The following is an 18,547-nucleotide window of genomic DNA, read 5'->3' on the forward strand; positions in this document are numbered from 1 at the left end:
CGGAATCAACTTTAGACGGAATCTAAGCTAGGATGTATCCAAGACAGCTTGGAGGCCATCACATGTACGAGCCGATCCGCACCAAGTCGGTCCATTCGATGGCCGACGACACGAGCTTCCCGCACCGCTCCCGCGAGGAGGAGCTGGACATCCAGCTCGCCGGGCACCTCGCCGCGCTCCTCGCCGTCACCGACGAGCTGCGCGTCCTCGCCCCCGACACCGGCCTGGACGCCGCGGGCGACCGCCTCGCGTCTCAGGTCGCCCGGCTCCGCCACGACGTGCACCCCCCGCGCTCCTCCGTCGCCGCCGCCGTCCTCTCCGACGGCTCGACGCACGGGGAGCACCCTCAGCCCCACCTCGCCGCCCTGCACCAGCGCGCCCACGCCCTCGCGGGCCGCGCCCTGGTCGTGGCGGCCTCGCGCGCCGACACCGCGGCGGCCATCCTGGCCGCCGAGCGCATGGACGCCCACGCGGGCGCCACGCGCCTGGTCGGCGCCTCCTGAACGGCCCCGGTCCGCGGCCGGTGAGGCCGCGGACCGGGTGCCACTCACGCCGGATGGCGGGACATCAGCCCAGGCGCTTCACCAGCGCGTGGTATTCGTCCCACAGCTCCTTGGGCGTGTGGTCGCCGAAGGTGTTGAGGTGCTCGGGGACCAGCGAGGCCTCCTCGCGCCAGACCTCCTTGTCGACCGTGAGCAGGAACTCCAGGTCGGCCTTGTCCAGGTCGAGCCCCTCGGTGTCCAGCGCGTCGACCGTCGGCAGGATGCCGATCGGGCTCTCGACGCCCTCGGCCCTGCCGTCGAGGCGGTCCACGATCCACTTCAGGACGCGGCTGTTCTCGCCGAAGCCGGGCCACACGAACTTGCCCGCCTCGTTCTTGCGGAACCAGTTCACGTAGTAGATCTTCGGTAGCTTCGACTGGTCCCCCTTGGCTGTCGCCGTGGCGCCGACCTTGACCCAGTGGGCCATGTAGTCGCCCATGTTGTAGCCGCAGAACGGCAGCATGGCGAACGGGTCGCGGCGCAGCTCGCCGACCCTGCCCTCGGCGGCGGCGGTCTTCTCGGAGGCGACGTTCGCGCCGAGGAAGACGCCGTGGTTCCAGTCGAAGGACTCGGTCACCAGCGGCACGGCGCTCGCGCGGCGGCCGCCGAAGAGGATCGCGGAGATCGGCACGCCCTTGGGGTCCTCCCACTCGGGCGCGATGATCGGGCACTGCGAGGCCGGGGTGGTGAAGCGCGCGTTCGGGTGGGCCGCCGGGACGCCTGACTCGGGCGTCCAGTCGTTGCCCTTCCAGTCGGTGAGGTGGGCGGGAGTCTCCTCCGTCATGCCCTCCCACCAGACGTCGCCGTCGTCGGTGAGCGCGACGTTCGTGAAGACCGAGTTGCCCCACAGCGTCTTCATGGCGTTGGCGTTGGTGTGCTCGCCGGTGCCGGGCGCGACGCCGAAGAAGCCGGCCTCGGGGTTGATCGCGTAGAGGCGGCCGTCCTCGCCGAACCGCATCCAGGCGATGTCGTCGCCGATGGTCTCGACGGTCCAGCCGGAGATCGTCGGCTCCAGCATGGCGAGGTTCGTCTTGCCGCAGGCGGACGGGAACGCGGCGGCGACGTACTTGCTCTCGCCCCGCGGCGGCGTCAGCTTGAGGATCAGCATGTGCTCGGCCAGCCAGCCCTCGTCGCGCGCCATGACGGAGGCGATGCGCAGCGCGTAGCACTTCTTGCCGAGCAGGGCGTTGCCGCCGTAGCCCGAGCCGTAGGACCAGATCTCGCGGTCCTCGGGGAAGTGCGAGATGTACTTCGTGGAGTTGCAGGGCCACGGCACATCGGCCCGGCCGTCCTCCAGCGGCGCGCCCAGCGTGTGGACGGCCTTCACGAAGAAGCCGTCGTCGCCCAGCTCGTCCAGGACCGCCTGGCCCATGCGGGTCATGGTGCGCATGGACACGGCGACGTACGCCGAGTCGGTGATCTCGACGCCGATCGCGGACAGCGGCGAGCCGACCGGGCCCATGCAGAAGGGCACGACGTACATCGTGCGGCCCTTCATCGACCCGCGGAACACACCGCCCTGTCCGTCCCTGCCGGTGAAGATCTCCCGCATCTCGGCGGGGTCCTTCCAGTGGTTGGTCGGGCCCGCGTCCTGCTCCTTCTTCGAGCAGATGAAGGTGCGGTCCTCGACGCGCGCGACGTCGGTCGGGTCGGAGGCCGCGTAGTACGAGTTGGGGCGCTTGACCGGGTCGAGCCTTTTGAACGTGCCCTTGGCGACGAGCTCCCCGCACAGGCGCTCGTACTCGGCCTCGGAACCGTCACACCAGACCACGCTGTCCGGCTGTGTCAGTTCGGCGATCTCGTCGACCCAGGAGGCGAGCTCCCGGTGGCCGGTCGGGACGGTGTTGCTCGGGAGGGTGCTGGGAGCCGCGATGTCGCGCGCCACGGTTGCTCCTAATCGAGGGGGTTTTGTTGGTGTATGCCCCGTGGGGGCTGCGACCCGGACGCTTCACGTGAAAATTCCCTCTGGCGCTCATCCGGTGCCGACCGCACTCATATGATCATCCGACGGGAGCGCCCATCTGTCCAGAGGGCTTCACACCTGAGCGACGTGAGCATCGCCACTTGTACGGGTTCGCATGCGAGGGCGGTGGTTTCGTATACGGCTGACGACCGGCTTACGGGCCCGTAGGTACGATCCCGTCATGACCGCTCCCGTCCCCGAAGCGATCCCGGAAGCCGCCGGCGCCGCCTCGCCCGGTTCATCCGTACTGTCGCTGCCGCTCCCCCCGAAGCCGAAGATGCGCGGCTGGCTGCACGCCGGCATGTTCCCCGCGGTGCTCGTCTCCGGCCTGGTGCTCACGGCCCTCGCCGACTCCACCCGCGGCCGCATCGCCTGCGGGGTCTTCGCCCTGACGGCCTGCCTGCTCTTCGGCGTCAGCGCGCTCTACCACCGCGGCAACTGGGGTCCGCGCGCGGACGGCGTCCTGCGCAGGCTCGACCACTCCAACATCTTCCTGATCATCGCGGGCACCTACACCCCGCTGACGATGCTGCTGCTCCCCGACGCCAAGGGACAGTGGCTGCTCTGGGGCGTCTGGGGGGCGGCCGTCGCGGGCATCGCCTTCCGCGTCTTCTGGGTCGGCGCGCCCCGCTGGCTCTACACGCCGTGCTACATCGCGATGGGCTGGGCCGCCGTCTTCTTCCTGCCGGACTTCATGCGCGAGGGCGGCATCGCCGTCCTCGTCCTCGTGATCGTCGGCGGACTGCTCTACAGCGTGGGCGGCGTGATCTACGGCATCAAGCGCCCCAACCCCTCCCCCCGCTTCTTCGGCTTCCACGAGGTCTTCCACTCGCTGACCCTGGCCGCGTTCGCCGTGCACTACGTCGGCATCTCCCTGGTGGCCTACCAGCACGGCTGACCCCCTCCCCAGCACGACGCAGTGGCCGCGGCTCCCCAGCCGCGGCCACTTTTTCGTGCGCGCGGAGGCCGACCGGCCGGACGAATAGATTGACAGCTACTCGCTTTTGAGAGTTACTCTCACTTTATGGACGCTGTCTCTGCCACCGGTCCTGGTACCGGCACACCCGCCGCCGCACAGCAGGACCCCCGCCGCTGGTGGGCGCTGGCCGCCCTGGTCGCGAGCATGCTCGTGCTCGGTTTCGACATGACGATCCTCAACGTCGCGCTGCCGACCATGGCCGGTCAGCTCGACGCGAGCACCGGTGAGCAGCAGTGGATGGCCGACGCGTACGTCGTCGTCTTCGCCGCGCTGATGCTCCCCGCAGGACTCCTCGGCGACCGGTTCGGACGGCGCCGGATGCTGATGACCGGGCTCGGCGTCTTCCTGGCCGGCTCGGTCCTCGGCACCCTCGCGCACGACGTCTCCCTCGTCGTCGCGGCCCGCGCCGTCATGGGCCTCGGCGGCGCCCTCGTCATGCCGCTCGCCCTGGCCGTGCTGCCCGCCCTCTTCGGCCCCGGCGAACGGACCAAGGCCGTCGGGATCGTCTCCGCCGCCTCCGCGCTCGGCGCGCCGCTCGGGCCGATCGTCGGCGGCTGGCTCCTCGACCACTTCTGGTGGGGCTCGATCTTCCTGATCAACGTGCCCATGGTCGCGATCGGCCTCACCGCCTGCGCCTTCCTGCTCCCCGAGACCCGCGACCCGTCGTCCCCCAAGGTCGACGTCCTCTCCACCGCCCTGACCGCCGCCGGGCTCGGCGCGCTCGTCTACGCCGTCATCGAGGCGCCCGCCCGCGGCTGGAGCGACCCGCTGGTGCTCGGCATGTCCGCCGGTGCCGTACTCCTGCTCACCGCGCTCGTCCTGCGCGAGCGCCGGATGACGCGCCCCATGCTCGACCTGACGCTCCTTCGCGACCGCGGCTTCTTCCTGAACACCCTGGCGGCGACGCTGGTGATGTTCGTCCTGTCCGGCCTGATGTTCGTGCTCCCCCAGTACCTCCAGGCCGTCCAGGGCAACGACGCCTTCGGCACCGGCGTGCGGCTGCTGCCGATGATGGGCGGCCTGCTCGTCGCCGCGAAGGGCGCGGAGCCCGTCGTACGCCGCTTCGGGCCGCGCGCGGCGATCAGCGGCGGGCTCGTGGCGCTCGCCTTCGCCGCGATGCTCGGCAGCCGTACGGAGGTCCACAGCGGCTACGGGTTCACCGCCCTGTGGCTCTCGGTGGCCGGCCTCGGCTTCGGCTTCGCGATCGTTCCCGCCATGGACTCGGCGCTCGGCGCGCTGCCCGTCGAGCGGGCCGGTTCCGGCACCGGGCTGATGATGACCGTGCGTCAGGTGGGCGGCGCCCTCGGCATCGCGCTGCTCGGCTCGTTCCTCGCCTCGGCCTACACCCGCGACCTCGACACCGGCGCGCTGCCCGGCCCCGCGGCCGGCGCCGCCCGGGAGTCCGTGGTCGCCGCCCACGCCGTCGCCGAGCGGCTCGGCTCCGGGCGCCTCGCCGCGTCCGCCGACGCCGCCTACGTCCACGGCATGGGCCTCGTCCTGCTCGTCAGCGGCGTCGCCGCCCTGGTCGCGGCGCTGCTGGTCGCCGCGCTGCTGCCCCGCTCCGACGACGACCGCGGGCGGCGCCCGGCCATGGGCAGGGCCCCGGAGGATGCCGGACAATGAACGCATGACGGCCGCACGTACCCCCCGCCCCGCTTCCGCCCCGCAACTGGGGCTGCGCGAGCGGAAGAAGCTCAAGACCCGCCTCGCCATCCGGGAGGCGACCTACGAGCTGATCCGGCGGCAGGGGTACGACGCGACGACCGTCGAGCAGATCGCGGAGGCGGCGGAGGTCTCCCCCTCCACGGTCTTCCGCTACTTCCCGACCAAGGAGGACATCGTCCTCACCGACGAGTTCGACCCGGTCCTGGAGCGCGAGCTGCTGCTGCGGCCCGCCGACGAGCCGATCGTGGAGTCGCTGCGGCAGGTGCTGCGCCAGGCCGTGGTCCTCAGCTTCTCGACCGAGCCCGACGAGGCCGTCCTGCGTACGCGGCTCATGATCGAGGTGCCCGCCGTGCGCTCGCGGATGATGGAGAGCATGTCCGTCACCGGCGGCATCCTCTGCCGGGTCATCGCGGAGCGCACCGGCAGGGACCCCGGCGACCTGGAGGTGCGGGCCTTCTCCATGGGTCTGATCGGCGCGCTCGCCGAGGCCATGGCGTACTGGGCCGAGCATGGCCACAAGGAGGACCTCCCCTCCCTCGTGGACCGCACGCTCTCCGCGCTGACGGGCGGATTCTCGGCGGCGTCCGACCGGTGGGACGTGCCATTCTGACCGCATGAACGGTCCGGAGATCAGCGTAAGTTTCGCCCCCGAGCTGGGGCTCTTCGTCCCGCAGGAGCGACGGGGCGGGCCCAGCACGGTCGTCACCGACGGCGCGTCCACGCTCGGGCACGTCGTCGAGTCCCTCGGGGTGCCGCTCACGGAGGTCGGCGCGCTCGTGGTGGACGGCCGCGAAACCGCCACCGGGCACGTGCCGGCCGCGGGCGAGACCGTCGCCGTACGGGCGGTGCCCCGCCCCCAGCGCGTGCCGGGCGCCCCGCTCCGCTTCCTCCTCGACGTCCATCTGGGCACGCTGGCCCGCCGGTTGCGGCTCCTCGGCGTCGACGCGGCGTACGAGAGCACGGACATCGGCGACCCCGCGCTCGCCGCGCGCTCGGCGGCCGAGCGGCGGGTCCTGCTGAGCCGCGACCGGGGGCTCCTGCGCCGCCGCGAGCTGTGGGCGGGCGCGTACGTCTACAGCGACCGCCCCGACGACCAGCTCCGCGACGTCCTCGGCCGCTTCACGCCGCCGCTGCGGCCGTGGACGCGGTGCACCGCCTGCAACGGCACGCTGCGCGAGGCGTCGAAGGAGGACGTGGCGGACCTCCTGGAGGGCGGGACGCGCGGCACCTACGAGGTCTTCGCCCAGTGCGAGGCGTGCGCCCGCGTGTACTGGCGAGGCGCCCACCACGACCGCCTGGCGGCCCTGGTCGACACGGCACTGGCGGAGTTCGGCGAGGCGACCCACCAGCAACCGCTCGGCACGGCCTCGGACCAGGCGAGCGGCGGCTAGAAAAGCTTCACCGCGAGGCTCGCCCGCGTGTACTGGCGAGGCGGCGCGCTAGCCACGGGTCGTGCTCGTGATCAGGAAAGCTTCGACGCGAGTTCGCCCGCGTCGGTCGTCGGGGCGTCGCAGACGAAGGAGCGGCAGACGTAGGCCGCCGGGCGACCGTCGATCAAGGGCCGGTCGGCCAGCAGCGGCAGCTCCGCCGAGCCCTCGGGCCCCGCCGCGACGACCGCCCCCGGCGCCCCGCCGAGCAGCGCCGTCCGGTGCAGGTCCCCGAGGACCTCCCCGACGACGGCGACTTCGAGCGGCCCGGCGACCGCCGCCTCGGCCACCGCGAGCCCGTGCCCGATGAACCGCGGCACCCGGGGCCCGAGCGCCTTGACGACCCCCAGCGCCCGCTCCGCCGCGAGCCGGTGCGGCGAGGCCCCGGTATGGGCGGCGTACGAGAGGAGCGCCCCGGCGGCGGCGGTCCACCCGGACGGCGCCGCGTTGTCCGTGGGGTCCTGGGGGCGGCGGATGAGCCGCTCCGCGTCCGCCGCGGTGTCGTACAGGGCGCCGCTCTCGGCGTCCACGAACTGCCCGAGCACGTGGTCGAGCAGGAATCCGGCGAACTCCAGCCACACGCCCTCCCCCGTCACGGAGGCCAGCGCGAGGAACCCCTCGGCGACGTCGGCGTAGTCCTCGAGGACCCCGGCGTTCGACCCGGCCCGCCCGTCCTTGGAGGTCCGGGCGAGCCGCGCCCGCGGATCCATGTGCAGACGTACGAGCAGGTCCCCCGCGGCCACGGCGGCGGCGACGAGATCGGGCCGGTCGAAGTACGCGCCGACCTCGGCGAGCGCGGCCACGGCGAGCCCGTTCCACGCGGCGACCACCTTGTCGTCGCGCCCCGGCGCGGGCCGCTCCGCACGCGCCGCGAGGAGCCGCTCCCGCACGGAGGCGAGCCGGGAGGCGTCCGCGAGGGGCCCGTCGAGGAGCGGGAGCCGCAGGACGGAGGCGCCCTCCTCGAAGGTGCCCTCCTCGGTCACCCCGTAGGCCGCCATGGCCAGCTCCGCGTCGGAGTCGCCGAGGACTTCGCGGAGCTGCCGCGGCGTCCAGACGTAGTACGCGCCCTCGACGTGCGCGCCCGTGGCCGGGTCCTCGCTGTCGGCGTCGAGCGCGGAGGCGAAGCCGCCCTCGTTGGTGCGCAGTTCACGGACCATGAAGTCCGCGGTCTCCAGGGCGACGCGCCGCGCGAGGTCGGAGCCGGTGGCCCGCCACAGATGGGCGTAGGCGCGGCACAGGAGCGCGTTGTCGTACAGCATCTTCTCGAAGTGCGGCACGGTCCACTCGCGGTCGACGGAGTAGCGCGCGAAGCCGCCGCCGAGCTGGTCGTAGATGCCGCCGCGGGCCATCCGCTCACAGGTCTCCGCGGCCATCTGAAGCGCGCCCTCGGCGCCCGTGCGGGCGTAGTGCCGCAGCAGGAACTCGATGACCATGGACGGCGGGAACTTGGGCGCGCCGCCGAAGCCGCCGTGCGCCGTGTCGTAGTCGCGGGCCAGGCCGAGCAACGCCTGCGCGAGCTCGTCCTCGCCGGGCCGCTCGCCGGAGCCGTGGGTGAGCTGCCGCTCCCCGAGGTCGCGCACGATCTTGCCCGCGACCTCGTCGACCTCGCCGCGCCGGTCGGTCCAGGCCCGGTGCACTCCGTCGAGCACCTGCGCGAAGGAAGGCATGCCGTGCCGGGGCTCCGGCGGGAAGTACGTGCCGAAGTAGAAGGGCTCGGCGTCGGCGGTGAGGAAGACGGTCATGGGCCAGCCGCCGTGGCCGGTCGCGGCCTGCACGGCCTCCATGTAGACGGCGTCGACGTCGGGCCGCTCCTCGCGGTCGACCTTGATGTTCACGAACTTCTCGTTCATGAGCGCGGCGGTCGCCCCGTCCTCGAAGGACTCGTGCGCCATGACGTGACACCAGTGGCAGCTGCTGTACCCGACGCTGAGCAGCACCGGGACGCCGCGTTCGCGCGCCTCCTCGAAGGCCTCGGACGACCAGGGCCACCAGTCGACGGGGTTGTCGGCGTGCTGAAGCAGGTACGGGGACGTCTCGTGCGCCAGTCGGTTCGGCATACCCCCCATCCTCGCGCACACCGGGCACCACACCGGCGCAGGCCGGGCCCTGATCCGTCGACTCCCTCGCGTCTGCGCCCCGTACGCAGGACACTTGTGTCCGCCGGCGACTGTTGCACTCGGAGGGGGAACCATATGCGGGACAGCCATCGGGCCGAGGCCGAGCGGCTGTTGACACGGGCCGTGGAGGAGGAGGTGCGGCGCTCGGGCGGGCGCGTCGACGGGAGCGTGCTGCTCACGCGGTCGCGCGGCGCCCTGGACGCCATGGCGCAGACGGCCGCCGAGGAGTACGAGACGTACACGCGCGCGCTGGACGAGGCGGACGCGGGGCGGCTCACCTTCGGCCAGCGGTACGCACGCGAGGGGGCGGGAACTCCGCTGCTCGTGGCGGTGGTTGCCGCCGTCGCGGCCGGTGTCTCCGACCTCTCCTTCGGTACGAGCGCCGGTACGGCGCTGGGCACCGGTGTGGTCGTGGCGGTGGCGGGCGCCGCCGCCACGGTCCTGAAGGTCACGGCGTCCCACGTCCCCGCGGCGAGCCGCCGCGCCGGGGCGCTCAACCAGCCGGGCGGGCCGGAGCAGCTCAGATTGCAGTGGCTGACCGCCCTGGAGGTGCGGGGCATCCGGCCCTTCCTCGACCAGCAGCGCGTCCTCGCCGCCTCCACGGGCACCAGGACGGCGAAGAAGACCGCGCCGCAGCTGCGCGGCACCGACAAGAGCGCGGCGGCGCGCCGGCGGTCCGTACTCCAGCAGTCCTTCGAGCAACTGCCCCGGACCGAGGGGCCTTTCGCTGGCCGCAGGACGGAACTGGGCCGGATCGCCCAGTGGGTGCACGCGGCGCGGGCCAGCACCGACACCCGGCCCACGGTCGTCGTCCTGCACGGCGCGCCGGGCTCGGGCCGGTCCTCGCTCGCCGTGCGGGCGGCGCACGATCTGCGGGACCAGTTCCGCGGCGCGTGCGTGGTCGACCTGCGCGGCGACAACCCGCAGGAGACGCCGCTCACCACGCGGGACGCGCTGCTGCATCTCCTGAACCGGCTGGGAGCCCCGCGCGAGCAGCTCCTCTTCCGCGAGCGGTCCTCGCAGGAACAGCAGGTCAAGCGGCTCAGCGAGCTGTACCACCAGTATCTGACGGGCGTCGCGGTGACGGTCGTCCTCGACGACGCGGCCGACGCCGAGCAGATCCGCACCCTGATACCGGAGCGCTCCGACAGCCTGGTTCTCGTCACCGCGCGGGAGCCCGTCGGACTCCCAGCCGACCTGCCCGCGTGGGTGCACTCGCTGCCCGTGGAGGCGCTGGACGAGGCGGGCGCCGAGCAGCTCCTGCGGGAGTCCGCCGAGGACCCCTCGGGCCCCTACGACGCCACTTCGGCGGACGCGATCCGCGAGCTGTGCGGCGGCCTGCCGCTGGCCCTGCGCGCCGCCGGCTCCTCGCTGGGCCCCCGGACGCCCCGGCAGCTCGCCTCCGACCTGGCGGCGTACGGCCCCGCGGAGAAGATCGGCCCCGTCGAGCGCGTCCTGTGGCTGCGCTACAACGACCAGGCCGAGCCCGCCCGGCGCCTGCTGCGGCGCCTCGCGCTCGCCGGGCGCGCCTCGCTCGGGCCCTCCGCAGCCGCCGCGCTGCTCGGCACGGACGAGCAGGAGGCGGCCCGGCTGCTCACCGCGCTCTCCCGCGCGGGCCTCGTCGACCGGCTCCGCGGCGGGCGCCACCGCCTGCACGACCTGGTGCGCGCCTTCGCGCAGGGCCGCCTCCTGGACGAGGAGGAGCCCGCCGAGCGCACGGCCGCGCAGGAGCGGCTCATCGCGAGCTACGGAGAGCTGGCCGACACGGTGATCCGCCTGGTCGACGGCAAGACGTCCACCCGCGCCGACCAGGTCGGGCAGCACGGCTTCGCCTCGCTCGACGCGGCGCTGCGCTGGCTGGACGACGAGTCGACGTTCATCACGGCGGCCCTGCGGCACGCCGAGGGCGTCGACCAGCGGGCCGTCCTCAATCTCCTGGGCGCCCTGTGCGACTACTGCCTGCTCCGCGGCGACCTGTACCGCCTGGGCGAGATCCAGGAGCTGACGCAGGCCATCGACCAGGGGCTGCTGGGCCGCAGCGTGCAGTGGCGCACCGGCATCGCGGCCCGCCAGCTCGGCGAGCTGGATCAGTCGCGTACGACGCTGAACTCCGTCGTCGACCTGTACTTCGAGGCCAACCAGGACGCCGCCGCGGCCCGTGCGCTCGGCTCGCTCGGCATCACGCTGCATCACCAGGGCAACCTCACCGAGGCCGCGGCCCGGCTCACCGAGGCGCTGAACCTCCAGGCCGCCGACGAACTCGCGGGCGACCGCGCCTGGACGCTGCACGCGCTCGCGGCGGTGGAGCGGGACCGCGCCCATCTCGCGCACGCCCTGGAGATGCTGGGGACGGCGCTGCGGCTGCACCGCGAGAGCGGCTCGGTGCACGGCGAGGCGTGGACGCACTTCCAGCTCGGCCAGCTCTGCCTGCGCATGGGTGACGTACCGCGTGCGGAGTCCGAGCTGCGTGACGCCCTCGACCGCTACGGCCGCACCCACGACGCGCGCGGCGAGGCCTGGGCCCTCACCCAGCTCGCGCGGGCCCGCCTGGTGGACGGCGACCTCTCGCCCGCCGTGGACGGCCTGCGCCAGGCGGTCTCCCGGCACCGCGACAACGAGGACGCGCGGGGCGAGGCGTGGACCCAGTACTACCTCGGCCAGGCCCTGGAGGAGACCGGCAACCTCGACGAGGCGGTGCGGGAGCTGGAGCGGGCGCGCACGGCGTTCTCCCGGATGCGGGACGTGTACGGCCTTGCGTGCGCCAGGCACCACTCCGCGCGCGTCACCCGCGACCAGCGCGCCGCGCAGACCGGCTCCCTGCGCAACTCCGGCTTCGCCCGTCAGCTCCTGGTCGACGCCCGCGCCGACTTCCAGCGGATCGGCGTCGCGCACGGCGAGGCCTGGACGTGTCTGGAGCTGGTGGTGGTGGACGCGGGCAACACCCGTACCCAGCAGGCGCTGGCCCTCTGCGACGAGGCGATCACGCTCTTCACCTCGTACGGCGACCGCCGCGGCGAGGACTGGGCGCGCTTCCTGCGCTGCACGCTGCTGCCGTACGCCTCTCCCGGCGGCTGGGAGATCGGCACGGCGGTCGCCCAGGAGGAGCTGGCCCAGCTCGACCGCGCCGGCCATCCGACGCGCGACGGCAAGCTGGCGGAGTACGTACGGGCGTACGGGCTCCTCCTGGAGCGGGGCGCCGACCTGGAGACGGGCTGGCAAGCCTGGCGCCTGGGCATGGTCCCGAGCCGGCACGCCCGCGAAGTCATGGGAGTGGACATGCCACAAACCGGCTGACGGCCCGGAGAGCCGCCGGCCGCGCCACCGGAGCCCGGAGGGCCGCTACTTCCCGGTGGTGCCCGACTTCTTCGTGGACGAGCCGTCGCCGCCCGCCGCGGCGCCGACCGGCTCGTCCTTCTCCGTCCGGTCCTTCTCGGACTCGCTCCCGGGCTCCTTGAAGTCGACCTTGCCCATGTGGCGGTTCATCGACTTCATGAGGGCCCAGACGGCGAGGGCCATCACGGCGAAGACGATGAACCCGAGGACGCCGGGCGTCACCTTGTCGTCGTCGACCTCCTTGGCAAGAGGGACGAGATGCGTCATTGCCAGATGTACGTTCACGCTAGGCATTGTCGCGGATGCCCGCAAAGAGGTCGTCCTCGGGGAGGGAAGTATCGACGAGCGACTTCGCGAGCTCGTACTCCTCCGTCGGCCAGACCTCCCGCTGGAGCTCCATCGGCACCCGGAACCAGCCGCCCTCGGGGTCGATCTGCGTGGCGTGCGCGATCAGGGCGCGGTCGCGGACCTCGTAGAAATCGGCGCACGGAACGTGCGTGGTCAGCGTGCGCTCGACCCGCTCGAACTCGTCCCAGCGCTTGAGCCAGTCCCCGTACGGCGACTCCAGGCCGCGGTCGAGCATCGCCTGGTGCAGGGCCTCGGTGCGCGGACGGTTGAAGCCCTGGTTGTAGTAGAGCTTCTGCGGCTGGAAAGCCTGTCCGTACTCGCTCTCCGGGTACTTCTCGGCGTCCGCCGCGCCCTCGAACGCCACCATGCTGATCTTGTGGGTCATGATGTGGTCGGGGTGCGGATAGCCGCCGTTCTCGTCGTACGTCGTGATGACCTGCGGACGGAAGGAGCGGATCTGCCGCACCAGCTCACCGGCGGCCTTGTCGACGTCCTCCAGGGCGAAACAGCCGTCGGGCAGCGGCGGCAGCGGGTCGCCCTCGGGGAGCCCCGAGTCGACGAAGCCGAGCCACTCCTGCTTGACGCCGAGGATCTCGCGCGCCTCGTCCATCTCCTTCTTGCGCACCTCGTGGATGTGCTCCTGGATGTAGGCGTCGCCCTGGAGCTTGGGGTTGAGGATGTCGCCGCGCTCCCCGCCCGTGCAGGTCACGACGAGCACGTCCACCCCCTCGGACACGTACTTGGCCATGGTGGCCGCGCCCTTGCTCGACTCGTCGTCGGGGTGGGCGTGCACTGCCATCAGTCGCAGCTGCTCAGTCAAGACTCGATCCTCAAGGTATTGGGCGCCCTCGTGCTTCCGGCGCGGTCAGGCTCTGCCGTCCCGCAGGGCGTCGTCGCGGGGCGGCGGTCGGGTGGCAAATGGAGGCTTCTATAGTGACGGAACCGGGGGGCGGAAAATTCCGGCATCCCGTGTTTCCTGGAGGCGATCATGGCGGCGGCGGGCTCGAAGCTCCCCGATGGGCTTCCCGAGGAACACCGGGACGAGGCTCCCGCGGGCCGGTACGGCCGCTCCCGCACGGCCGACGAAGCCGCCGACCGCAAGCTGAAGATCGTGGGCTCCGTGCTCGGCGTGCTCCTGCTCGGCGTCGTCGGCTGGTTCGGCTACGACTACGTCAGCGGTACGAGGCTCAGCGCCGAGGTCATCAAGTTCGACGTGGTTTCGGCCGAATCCGTCGAGGCCCACCTCGAAGTGCGCAAGGACGCCGGCGCCAAGGGCTACTGCACCCTGCGCTCGCAGGCCGAGTCCGGTGCCGAGGTCGGCCGCGCGGACTTCCGCTTCGACCAGCACACCGACCGCGTCGACAAGGTCGTCACCCTCCGCACGACGGAGAAGGCCACCAGCATCGAGCTGCTCGGCTGCCACGCCGACTGACGTAGCGGCTTTACGGCTCCCAGCAGCGCCGACGTAAGTCTGACGACTTATGTCCTCCCTCTCGCGCGCCTGAATTGTTAGGCTCGTGGTTTCGCCCACCCGAGAAGGAACATCCTTCTGGGTAGGGCGATGCTTTGTATTCCCAGTACCTACGAGGAGCACCTGTGACCCAGACCAGCGAAAACGTCACCTGGCTGACCCAGGAGGCGTACAACCAGCTCAAGGCCGAGCTGGAGTACCTGTCTGGTCCCGCGCGCACCGAGATCGCGGCGAAGATCGCGGCAGCGCGTGAGGAGGGCGACCTGCGCGAGAACGGCGGGTACCACGCGGCCAAGGAGGAGCAGGGCAAGCAGGAGCTCCGCGTCCGCCAGCTGACCCAGCTCCTGGAGACCGCGAAGGTCGGTGAGGCTCCGGCCGCCGACGGCGTGGTGGCGCCGGGCATGGTCGTGACCATCGCCTTCGACGGCGACGAGGACGACACGGTGACGTTCCTCCTCGCCTCGCGGGAGTACGCGAGCGAGGACATCGAGACGTACTCGCCGCAGTCCCCGCTGGGCACCGGCGTGAACGGCAAGAAGATCGGCGAGAACGCGCAGTACGAACTGCCGAACGGCAAGCTCGCCTCCGTCAAGATCCTCGCGGCCACGCCGTACCAGGCCTGAGGCCCGAGCGACGCTCTGAGAGGGCAGGGTTCCCGGCGCCACGCGCGCCGGGAACCCTGCCCTCTCCCGTTTCCGGGAGAGACCTTCCCGAGGCCTTGGTCAGGCCGTCGCCGAGCGGTACTTGCGCACGGCCAGCGTGCGGAAGACCACGATGATCAGGACCGAGTAGATCACCGAGGCCCAGACCGGGTGCTCCATGGGCCAGGCCGTGGAGGCGGAGACGCCGGGGTTGCCGAAGAGCTCACGGCAGGCCTGGACGGTCGCGCTGAAGGGGTTCCAGTCGGCGACGTGCCGCAGCCAGGGCGTCATCTGGCTGGAGTCCACGAACGCGTTCGAGATGAACGTGACCGGGAAGAGCCAGATCAGCCCGCCCGACGTGGCCGCCTCCGGGGTGCGCACCGACAGGCCGATGAGCGCGCCGACCCAGGTGAAGGCGTACCCGAGCAGGAGCAGCAGGCCGAAGGCGCCCAGGGCCTTGCCGATGCCCTCGTGGACGCGCCAGCCGACCATCAGCGCCACGATCGCGAGGACGAGCAGGGTCAGCGCGGTCTGCACGAGGTCGGCGATGGTGCGGCCGGTGAGGACCGCGCCGCGCGCCATGGGCAGCGAGCGGAAGCGGTCGATGAGGCCCTTGTGCATGTCGTCGGCGATACCGGCGCCGGCGCCCGCGGTGGCGAAGGTGACGGTCTGCGCGAAGATGCCCGCCATCAGGAAGTTCTTGTAGACGTCCGCGTTCGCGGTGTCGCCGATCTTCATCGAGCCGCCGAAGACGTACGTGAAGAGGATCACGAACATCACCGGCTGGACAAGCCCGAAGAGGATCATCTCGGGGATCCGGGTCATCCGGATCAGGTTCCGCTTGGCGACGACCAGGGAGTCCCTGACGGACTGGCCGATACCGCCCGCGGGCCTGGGACCCGTGCCCCGCACGGCGTCGGTGACGGTGCTCACTTGTCGGCCTCCTTGCCGTGCTTGGTCTTCGTACGGGCCTTGGTTTCCGCGCCGTCCGCGCCCTCGGCGCCGCCCTCGTCCGGCAGCTCGGCCGCGTGGCCGGTGAGGGAGATGAAGACGTCGTCGAGGGTCGGGCGGCGCAGACCGATGTCGTCTATCTCGATGCCCCTGGCGTCCAGCTCGCGGATGACCTCGGCGAGCAGCTTGGCGCCGCCGGTGACGGGCACGGTCAGCTTGCGCGTGTGCTCGGCGACGGCGACCTCGCCCTTGCCGAAGCCGCGCAGGACCTCCGAGGCGGTCGGGATGTGCTCGCGCTCGTGCACCACGACCTCGACGCGCTCGCCGCCGGTCCTGGCCTTGAGCTGGTCGGAGGTGCCGCGGGCGATGACGCGGCCGTGGTCGATGACGCAGATGTCGTGCGCCAGGTGGTCGGCCTCCTCCAGATACTGGGTCGTGAGCAGCAGGGTCGTGCCGCCCGCGACGAGCTCCTGGATGACCTCCCACAGCTGCTGGCGGTTGCGCGGGTCGAGGCCGGTGGTGGGCTCGTCCATGAACATGACGGGCGGCGACACGACGAGCGCGGCCGCCAGGTCCAGACGGCGCCGCATGCCTCCGGAGTACGTCTTGGAGGGCCGGTCGGCGGCGTCCATCAGGTTGAACCTGTCGAGCAGCTCGGCCGCCCTGGCCTTCGCCTCCTTGGCCCGCATCTGGTAGAGCTGGCCGACCATCTGGAGGTTCTCGCGGCCGGTCAGGTACTCGTCGACCGCGGCGAACTGGCCGGACAGGCCGATCGAGCGGCGCACTTCGTTCGGGTGCTTGAGCACGTCGATGCCCGCGACGACGGCCTTGCCGCTGTCCGGTGTGAGCAGCGTCGTCAGGCAGCGGACCGCCGTGGTCTTCCCCGCGCCGTTCGGCCCCAGCAGGCCGAGCACCGTGCCTTCAGGGACATCCAGATCGACGCCGTCCAGAGCCCTTACGTCGCCGAAGGTCTTCACCAGACCTTCGGCATAGATGGCGCCTGGCATGAGAGGCCTCCCCGTGATGAGTGATGTCGCGCAAGCGTGATGTGCAGCACACCATAACGCGATACATCGCGTTCGCGCGCCCTCTTTTCGGAAAGTCACCCGACGGAGGTTTCCGGAGTGCTCCGACGGGCGTACGGGGCCCGGCGGGGGCGGCTCGGCCCCGGGTCAGCCGATGACCGTGTACCCCGCCGTCCGCAGCGCCGTCGCCACCTCGGAGCAGTGCTCCGGCCCCTTCGTCTCCAGGTGCAGCTCGACCTCCGCCTCCGTGAGGCCGAGGCGCGGATCGGTGCGCACGTGCCGGACGTCCAGGAGGTTGGCGTCCATCTCCGACATCACGCCGAGGAGGTTCGCCAGGGCGCCGGGGCGGTCCGTCAGGCGCAGCCGCAGCGAGAGGTAGCGGCCCGCCGCCGCCATGCCCTGGCGCAGGATGCGCTGCATGAGCAGGGGGTCCACATTGCCGCCGGAGAGCAGCGCGACCACCGGGCCCTCGAACGCCTCCGGGCGGCTGAGCAGGGCCGCGACCGGGCTGGCGCCCGCCGGTTCGACGACCATCTTGGCCCGCTCCAGGCAGAGCAGCAGGGCGCTGGACAGCTCATCCTCGGAGACCGTGACGATCTCGTCGACCAGGTCGGCGACCAGACGGAACGGGACGTCACCGGGGCGCCCGACCTTGATGCCGTCGGCCATCGTCGCCTGGCCCGTGATCGACACCGGGCGTCCGGCCGCCAGCGAGGGCGGGTAGGCCGCGGAGCCCGCCGCCTGCACGCCGACCACCCGTACGTCCGGCCGCAGCGCCTTGACCGCCACCGCGATGCCCGCCGCGAGGCCACCGCCCCCGACGCCCACCACGAGGGTGCGCATCTCCGGGCACTGTTCGAGGATCTCCAGGCCGACCGTGCCCTGCCCGGCGATGATGTCGGGGTGGTCGAAGGGGTGGATGAACACCGCGCCCGTCTCGTGCGCGTACTCCTGCGCGGCGGCCAGCGTCTCGTCGACGACCTGGCCGTGCAGCCGCACCTCGGCGCCGTACTCACGCGTCGCGGCGACCTTCGGCAGCGGCGCGCCGGCCGGCATGAACACCGTGGAGCGCACGCCGAGCAGCGAGGAGGCCAGCGCCACGCCCTGCGCGTGGTTGCCCGCGCTGGCGGCCACCACACCGGCAGCGCGCTCCTCGGGCAGCAGGCCGGCGATCCGCACGTACGCGCCGCGCAGCTTGAAGGAGCCGGTCCGCTGGAGGTTCTCGCACTTGAGGTGCACCGGGGCACCGACGAGCTGCGACAGGTGCCTGCTGCCCTCCATCGCGGTCATGCGCGCCACGCCGGACAGCATCTTCCGCGCGCCGCGCACGTCGTCGAGGGTCACCGTCGGAAAGGAGTCAGGCGTCCGGAAGCTCATGACCGCAAGTCTTGCAGCCGACGGCCGTGTCCTCTCGCGACGACCAAGGGCCGAGACCGTTTGCCGCGTAGGTTTACGCAGCGCAGGTACGGTCCGCCCCGTGGCCGCGTACCCTGTCCCCCAACCCACCTCCCTCGCATGAAGTGAGCCCCCGGCCATGCCCACAACTCCGGACATGACGACCGCCAGTGAACCCGGCCTTCTCGACAGCCTTCAGCACCAAGTGGCCGTCTTCGCCCGCCGGGCCGAACAGACCCGCCTCGGCGGCGTAGGCCAGGTCCGCAACTCCATGGACCGAGCCGCGTATCTGCTGCTCAACCGCCTCGACAAGGAAGGCCCCATGGGCGTCAAGGCGCTCGCCGCGAGCATGGGCATCGACTCGTCGACCGTCACCCGGCAGGTCGCCCCGCTGGTCGACACCGGGCTCGTGAAGCGCACCTCGCACCCCGAGGACGGCCGAGCCGTGGTGCTCCAGCTCTCGCCGCGCGGCCAGGCCAGGCTCGACGAGGTCCGCTCCTCGCGGCGCGAGCTGATGGCCGAGCTGACGCACGACTGGGGCCCGGAGGAGCGCGAGAGCTTCTGTGCGCTCCTCACACGCTTCAATTCCGCCCTCTCGGCACGACAGACGTCACAGTCGGCGCCCGGCGGAGAAGTTCCGGCCACTCCGGAGTCTTGACCCCGGCCCCGCGTTGGGCCTCATATGAGACC

Annotated in this window: 16 protein-coding genes; 9 read left to right on the forward strand and 7 right to left on the reverse strand. The window is 71.9% G+C overall.

What is annotated here, in order from left to right; translation table 11 throughout:
* Positions 1-62: 62 nt before the first annotated feature.
* Positions 63-503, forward strand: coding sequence for an SCO4983 family protein (locus tag ACZ6JY_RS21785; protein WP_469197785.1), 441 nt, complete (start codon positions 63-65; stop codon positions 501-503).
* Between the two features lie 64 nt (positions 504-567).
* On the opposite strand, the gene ACZ6JY_RS21790 is transcribed toward ACZ6JY_RS21785, so the two are convergent.
* Entirely contained in the window at positions 568-2,427 is a 1,860-nt protein-coding gene (locus tag ACZ6JY_RS21790; RefSeq protein WP_469197787.1) for a phosphoenolpyruvate carboxykinase (GTP), read from the reverse strand.
* Between the two features lie 259 nt (positions 2,428-2,686).
* Here ACZ6JY_RS21790 and trhA point away from each other — a divergent pair, with 259 nt between their 5' ends.
* From trhA to ACZ6JY_RS21810, 4 genes are all read left to right on the forward strand, one after another.
* Positions 2,687-3,403 (forward strand): PAQR family membrane homeostasis protein TrhA, encoded by a 717-nt coding sequence (trhA, locus tag ACZ6JY_RS21795; RefSeq protein ID WP_469197789.1) that lies wholly within the window; start codon positions 2,687-2,689, stop codon positions 3,401-3,403.
* A 126-nt stretch (positions 3,404-3,529) separates the two neighbouring features.
* Positions 3,530-5,107 (forward strand): MFS transporter, encoded by a 1,578-nt coding sequence (locus ACZ6JY_RS21800; protein ID WP_469197790.1) that lies wholly within the window; start codon positions 3,530-3,532, stop codon positions 5,105-5,107.
* A 4-nt stretch (positions 5,108-5,111) separates the two neighbouring features.
* Positions 5,112-5,759 (forward strand): TetR/AcrR family transcriptional regulator, encoded by a 648-nt coding sequence (locus tag ACZ6JY_RS21805; RefSeq protein WP_469197793.1) that lies wholly within the window; start codon positions 5,112-5,114, stop codon positions 5,757-5,759.
* Between the two features lie 4 nt (positions 5,760-5,763).
* Positions 5,764-6,540 (forward strand): Mut7-C RNAse domain-containing protein, encoded by a 777-nt coding sequence (locus ACZ6JY_RS21810; RefSeq protein ID WP_469197795.1) that lies wholly within the window; start codon positions 5,764-5,766, stop codon positions 6,538-6,540.
* 71 nt (positions 6,541-6,611) lie between these two features.
* On the opposite strand, the gene ACZ6JY_RS21815 is transcribed toward ACZ6JY_RS21810, so the two are convergent.
* Positions 6,612-8,633: a thioredoxin domain-containing protein gene (locus ACZ6JY_RS21815; RefSeq protein ID WP_469197797.1), complete on the reverse strand. Its 2,022-nt coding sequence runs from the start codon at positions 8,631-8,633 to the stop codon at positions 6,612-6,614.
* Between the two features lie 135 nt (positions 8,634-8,768).
* Here ACZ6JY_RS21815 and ACZ6JY_RS21820 point away from each other — a divergent pair, with 135 nt between their 5' ends.
* The gene (locus tag ACZ6JY_RS21820; RefSeq protein WP_469197799.1) at positions 8,769-11,987 is read left to right on the forward strand and encodes a tetratricopeptide repeat protein; all 3,219 of its coding nucleotides are present in this window, start codon (positions 8,769-8,771) and stop codon (positions 11,985-11,987) included.
* Positions 11,988-12,032: 45 nt separating this feature from the next.
* On the opposite strand, the gene ACZ6JY_RS21825 is transcribed toward ACZ6JY_RS21820, so the two are convergent.
* Both ACZ6JY_RS21825 and mca read right to left on the reverse strand, forming a co-directional pair.
* Positions 12,033-12,311 carry a hypothetical protein gene (locus ACZ6JY_RS21825; RefSeq protein WP_469197801.1) on the reverse strand — a complete coding sequence of 93 codons (279 nt, stop codon included), beginning with the start codon at positions 12,309-12,311 and terminating at the stop codon, positions 12,033-12,035.
* A 1-nt stretch (position 12,312) separates the two neighbouring features.
* Positions 12,313-13,194 carry a mycothiol conjugate amidase Mca gene (gene mca / locus ACZ6JY_RS21830; protein ID WP_469197803.1) on the reverse strand — a complete coding sequence of 294 codons (882 nt, stop codon included), beginning with the start codon at positions 13,192-13,194 and terminating at the stop codon, positions 12,313-12,315.
* Between the two features lie 168 nt (positions 13,195-13,362).
* Between mca and ACZ6JY_RS21835 the strand changes: the two genes are divergently transcribed.
* Together ACZ6JY_RS21835 and greA are read left to right on the forward strand one after the other, a co-directional pair.
* Positions 13,363-13,806 (forward strand): DUF4307 domain-containing protein, encoded by a 444-nt coding sequence (locus ACZ6JY_RS21835; protein ID WP_469197805.1) that lies wholly within the window; start codon positions 13,363-13,365, stop codon positions 13,804-13,806.
* 164 nt (positions 13,807-13,970) lie between these two features.
* Entirely contained in the window at positions 13,971-14,468 is a 498-nt protein-coding gene (greA, locus tag ACZ6JY_RS21840) for a transcription elongation factor GreA (protein WP_447039551.1), read from the forward strand.
* Between the two features lie 99 nt (positions 14,469-14,567).
* On the opposite strand, the gene ACZ6JY_RS21845 is transcribed toward greA, so the two are convergent.
* From ACZ6JY_RS21845 to ilvA, 3 genes are all read right to left on the reverse strand, one after another.
* Positions 14,568-15,419, reverse strand: coding sequence for an ABC transporter permease (locus ACZ6JY_RS21845; RefSeq protein WP_469197807.1), 852 nt, complete (start codon positions 15,417-15,419; stop codon positions 14,568-14,570).
* Positions 15,416-16,444, reverse strand: a complete 1,029-nt coding sequence (locus tag ACZ6JY_RS21850) for an ATP-binding cassette domain-containing protein (protein WP_469197809.1) — start codon at positions 16,442-16,444, stop codon at positions 15,416-15,418. Before ACZ6JY_RS21850 ends, ACZ6JY_RS21845 begins: the two co-directional genes overlap by 4 nt.
* Before the next feature lie 165 nt (positions 16,445-16,609).
* A complete protein-coding gene (ilvA, locus tag ACZ6JY_RS21855) occupies positions 16,610-17,839 on the reverse strand; it encodes a threonine ammonia-lyase (RefSeq protein ID WP_469197810.1) in 1,230 nt (409 codons plus the stop codon).
* Positions 17,840-17,996: 157 nt separating this feature from the next.
* Here ilvA and ACZ6JY_RS21860 point away from each other — a divergent pair, with 157 nt between their 5' ends.
* Positions 17,997-18,515 carry a MarR family winged helix-turn-helix transcriptional regulator gene (locus tag ACZ6JY_RS21860; RefSeq protein ID WP_469197812.1) on the forward strand — a complete coding sequence of 173 codons (519 nt, stop codon included), beginning with the start codon at positions 17,997-17,999 and terminating at the stop codon, positions 18,513-18,515.
* Positions 18,516-18,547: the final 32 nt, after the last annotated feature.

The sequence above is a fragment of the Streptomyces sp. NPDC046335 genome (genome assembly GCF_055587985.1).

What these genes read in the sequence shown, in the direction of transcription:
- ACZ6JY_RS21785 (WP_469197785.1), top strand. Translation starts at nt 63, where the DNA reads ATGTACGAGCCGATCCGCACCAAGTCGGTCCATTCGATGGCCGACGAC.
- trhA (WP_469197789.1), top strand. Translation starts at nt 2,687, where the DNA reads ATGACCGCTCCCGTCCCCGAAGCGATCCCGGAAGCCGCCGGCGCCGCC.
- ACZ6JY_RS21800 (WP_469197790.1), top strand. Translation starts at nt 3,530, where the DNA reads ATGGACGCTGTCTCTGCCACCGGTCCTGGTACCGGCACACCCGCCGCC.
- ACZ6JY_RS21805 (WP_469197793.1), top strand. Translation starts at nt 5,112, where the DNA reads ATGACGGCCGCACGTACCCCCCGCCCCGCTTCCGCCCCGCAACTGGGG.
- ACZ6JY_RS21810 (WP_469197795.1), top strand. Translation starts at nt 5,764, where the DNA reads ATGAACGGTCCGGAGATCAGCGTAAGTTTCGCCCCCGAGCTGGGGCTC.
- ACZ6JY_RS21815 (WP_469197797.1), bottom strand. Translation starts at nt 8,633, where the DNA reads ATGCCGAACCGACTGGCGCACGAGACGTCCCCGTACCTGCTTCAGCAC.
- ACZ6JY_RS21820 (WP_469197799.1), top strand. Translation starts at nt 8,769, where the DNA reads ATGCGGGACAGCCATCGGGCCGAGGCCGAGCGGCTGTTGACACGGGCC.
- ACZ6JY_RS21835 (WP_469197805.1), top strand. Translation starts at nt 13,363, where the DNA reads ATGGCGGCGGCGGGCTCGAAGCTCCCCGATGGGCTTCCCGAGGAACAC.
- ACZ6JY_RS21850 (WP_469197809.1), bottom strand. Translation starts at nt 16,444, where the DNA reads ATGCCAGGCGCCATCTATGCCGAAGGTCTGGTGAAGACCTTCGGCGAC.
- ilvA (WP_469197810.1), bottom strand. Translation starts at nt 17,839, where the DNA reads ATGAGCTTCCGGACGCCTGACTCCTTTCCGACGGTGACCCTCGACGAC.
- ACZ6JY_RS21860 (WP_469197812.1), top strand. Translation starts at nt 17,997, where the DNA reads ATGCCCACAACTCCGGACATGACGACCGCCAGTGAACCCGGCCTTCTC.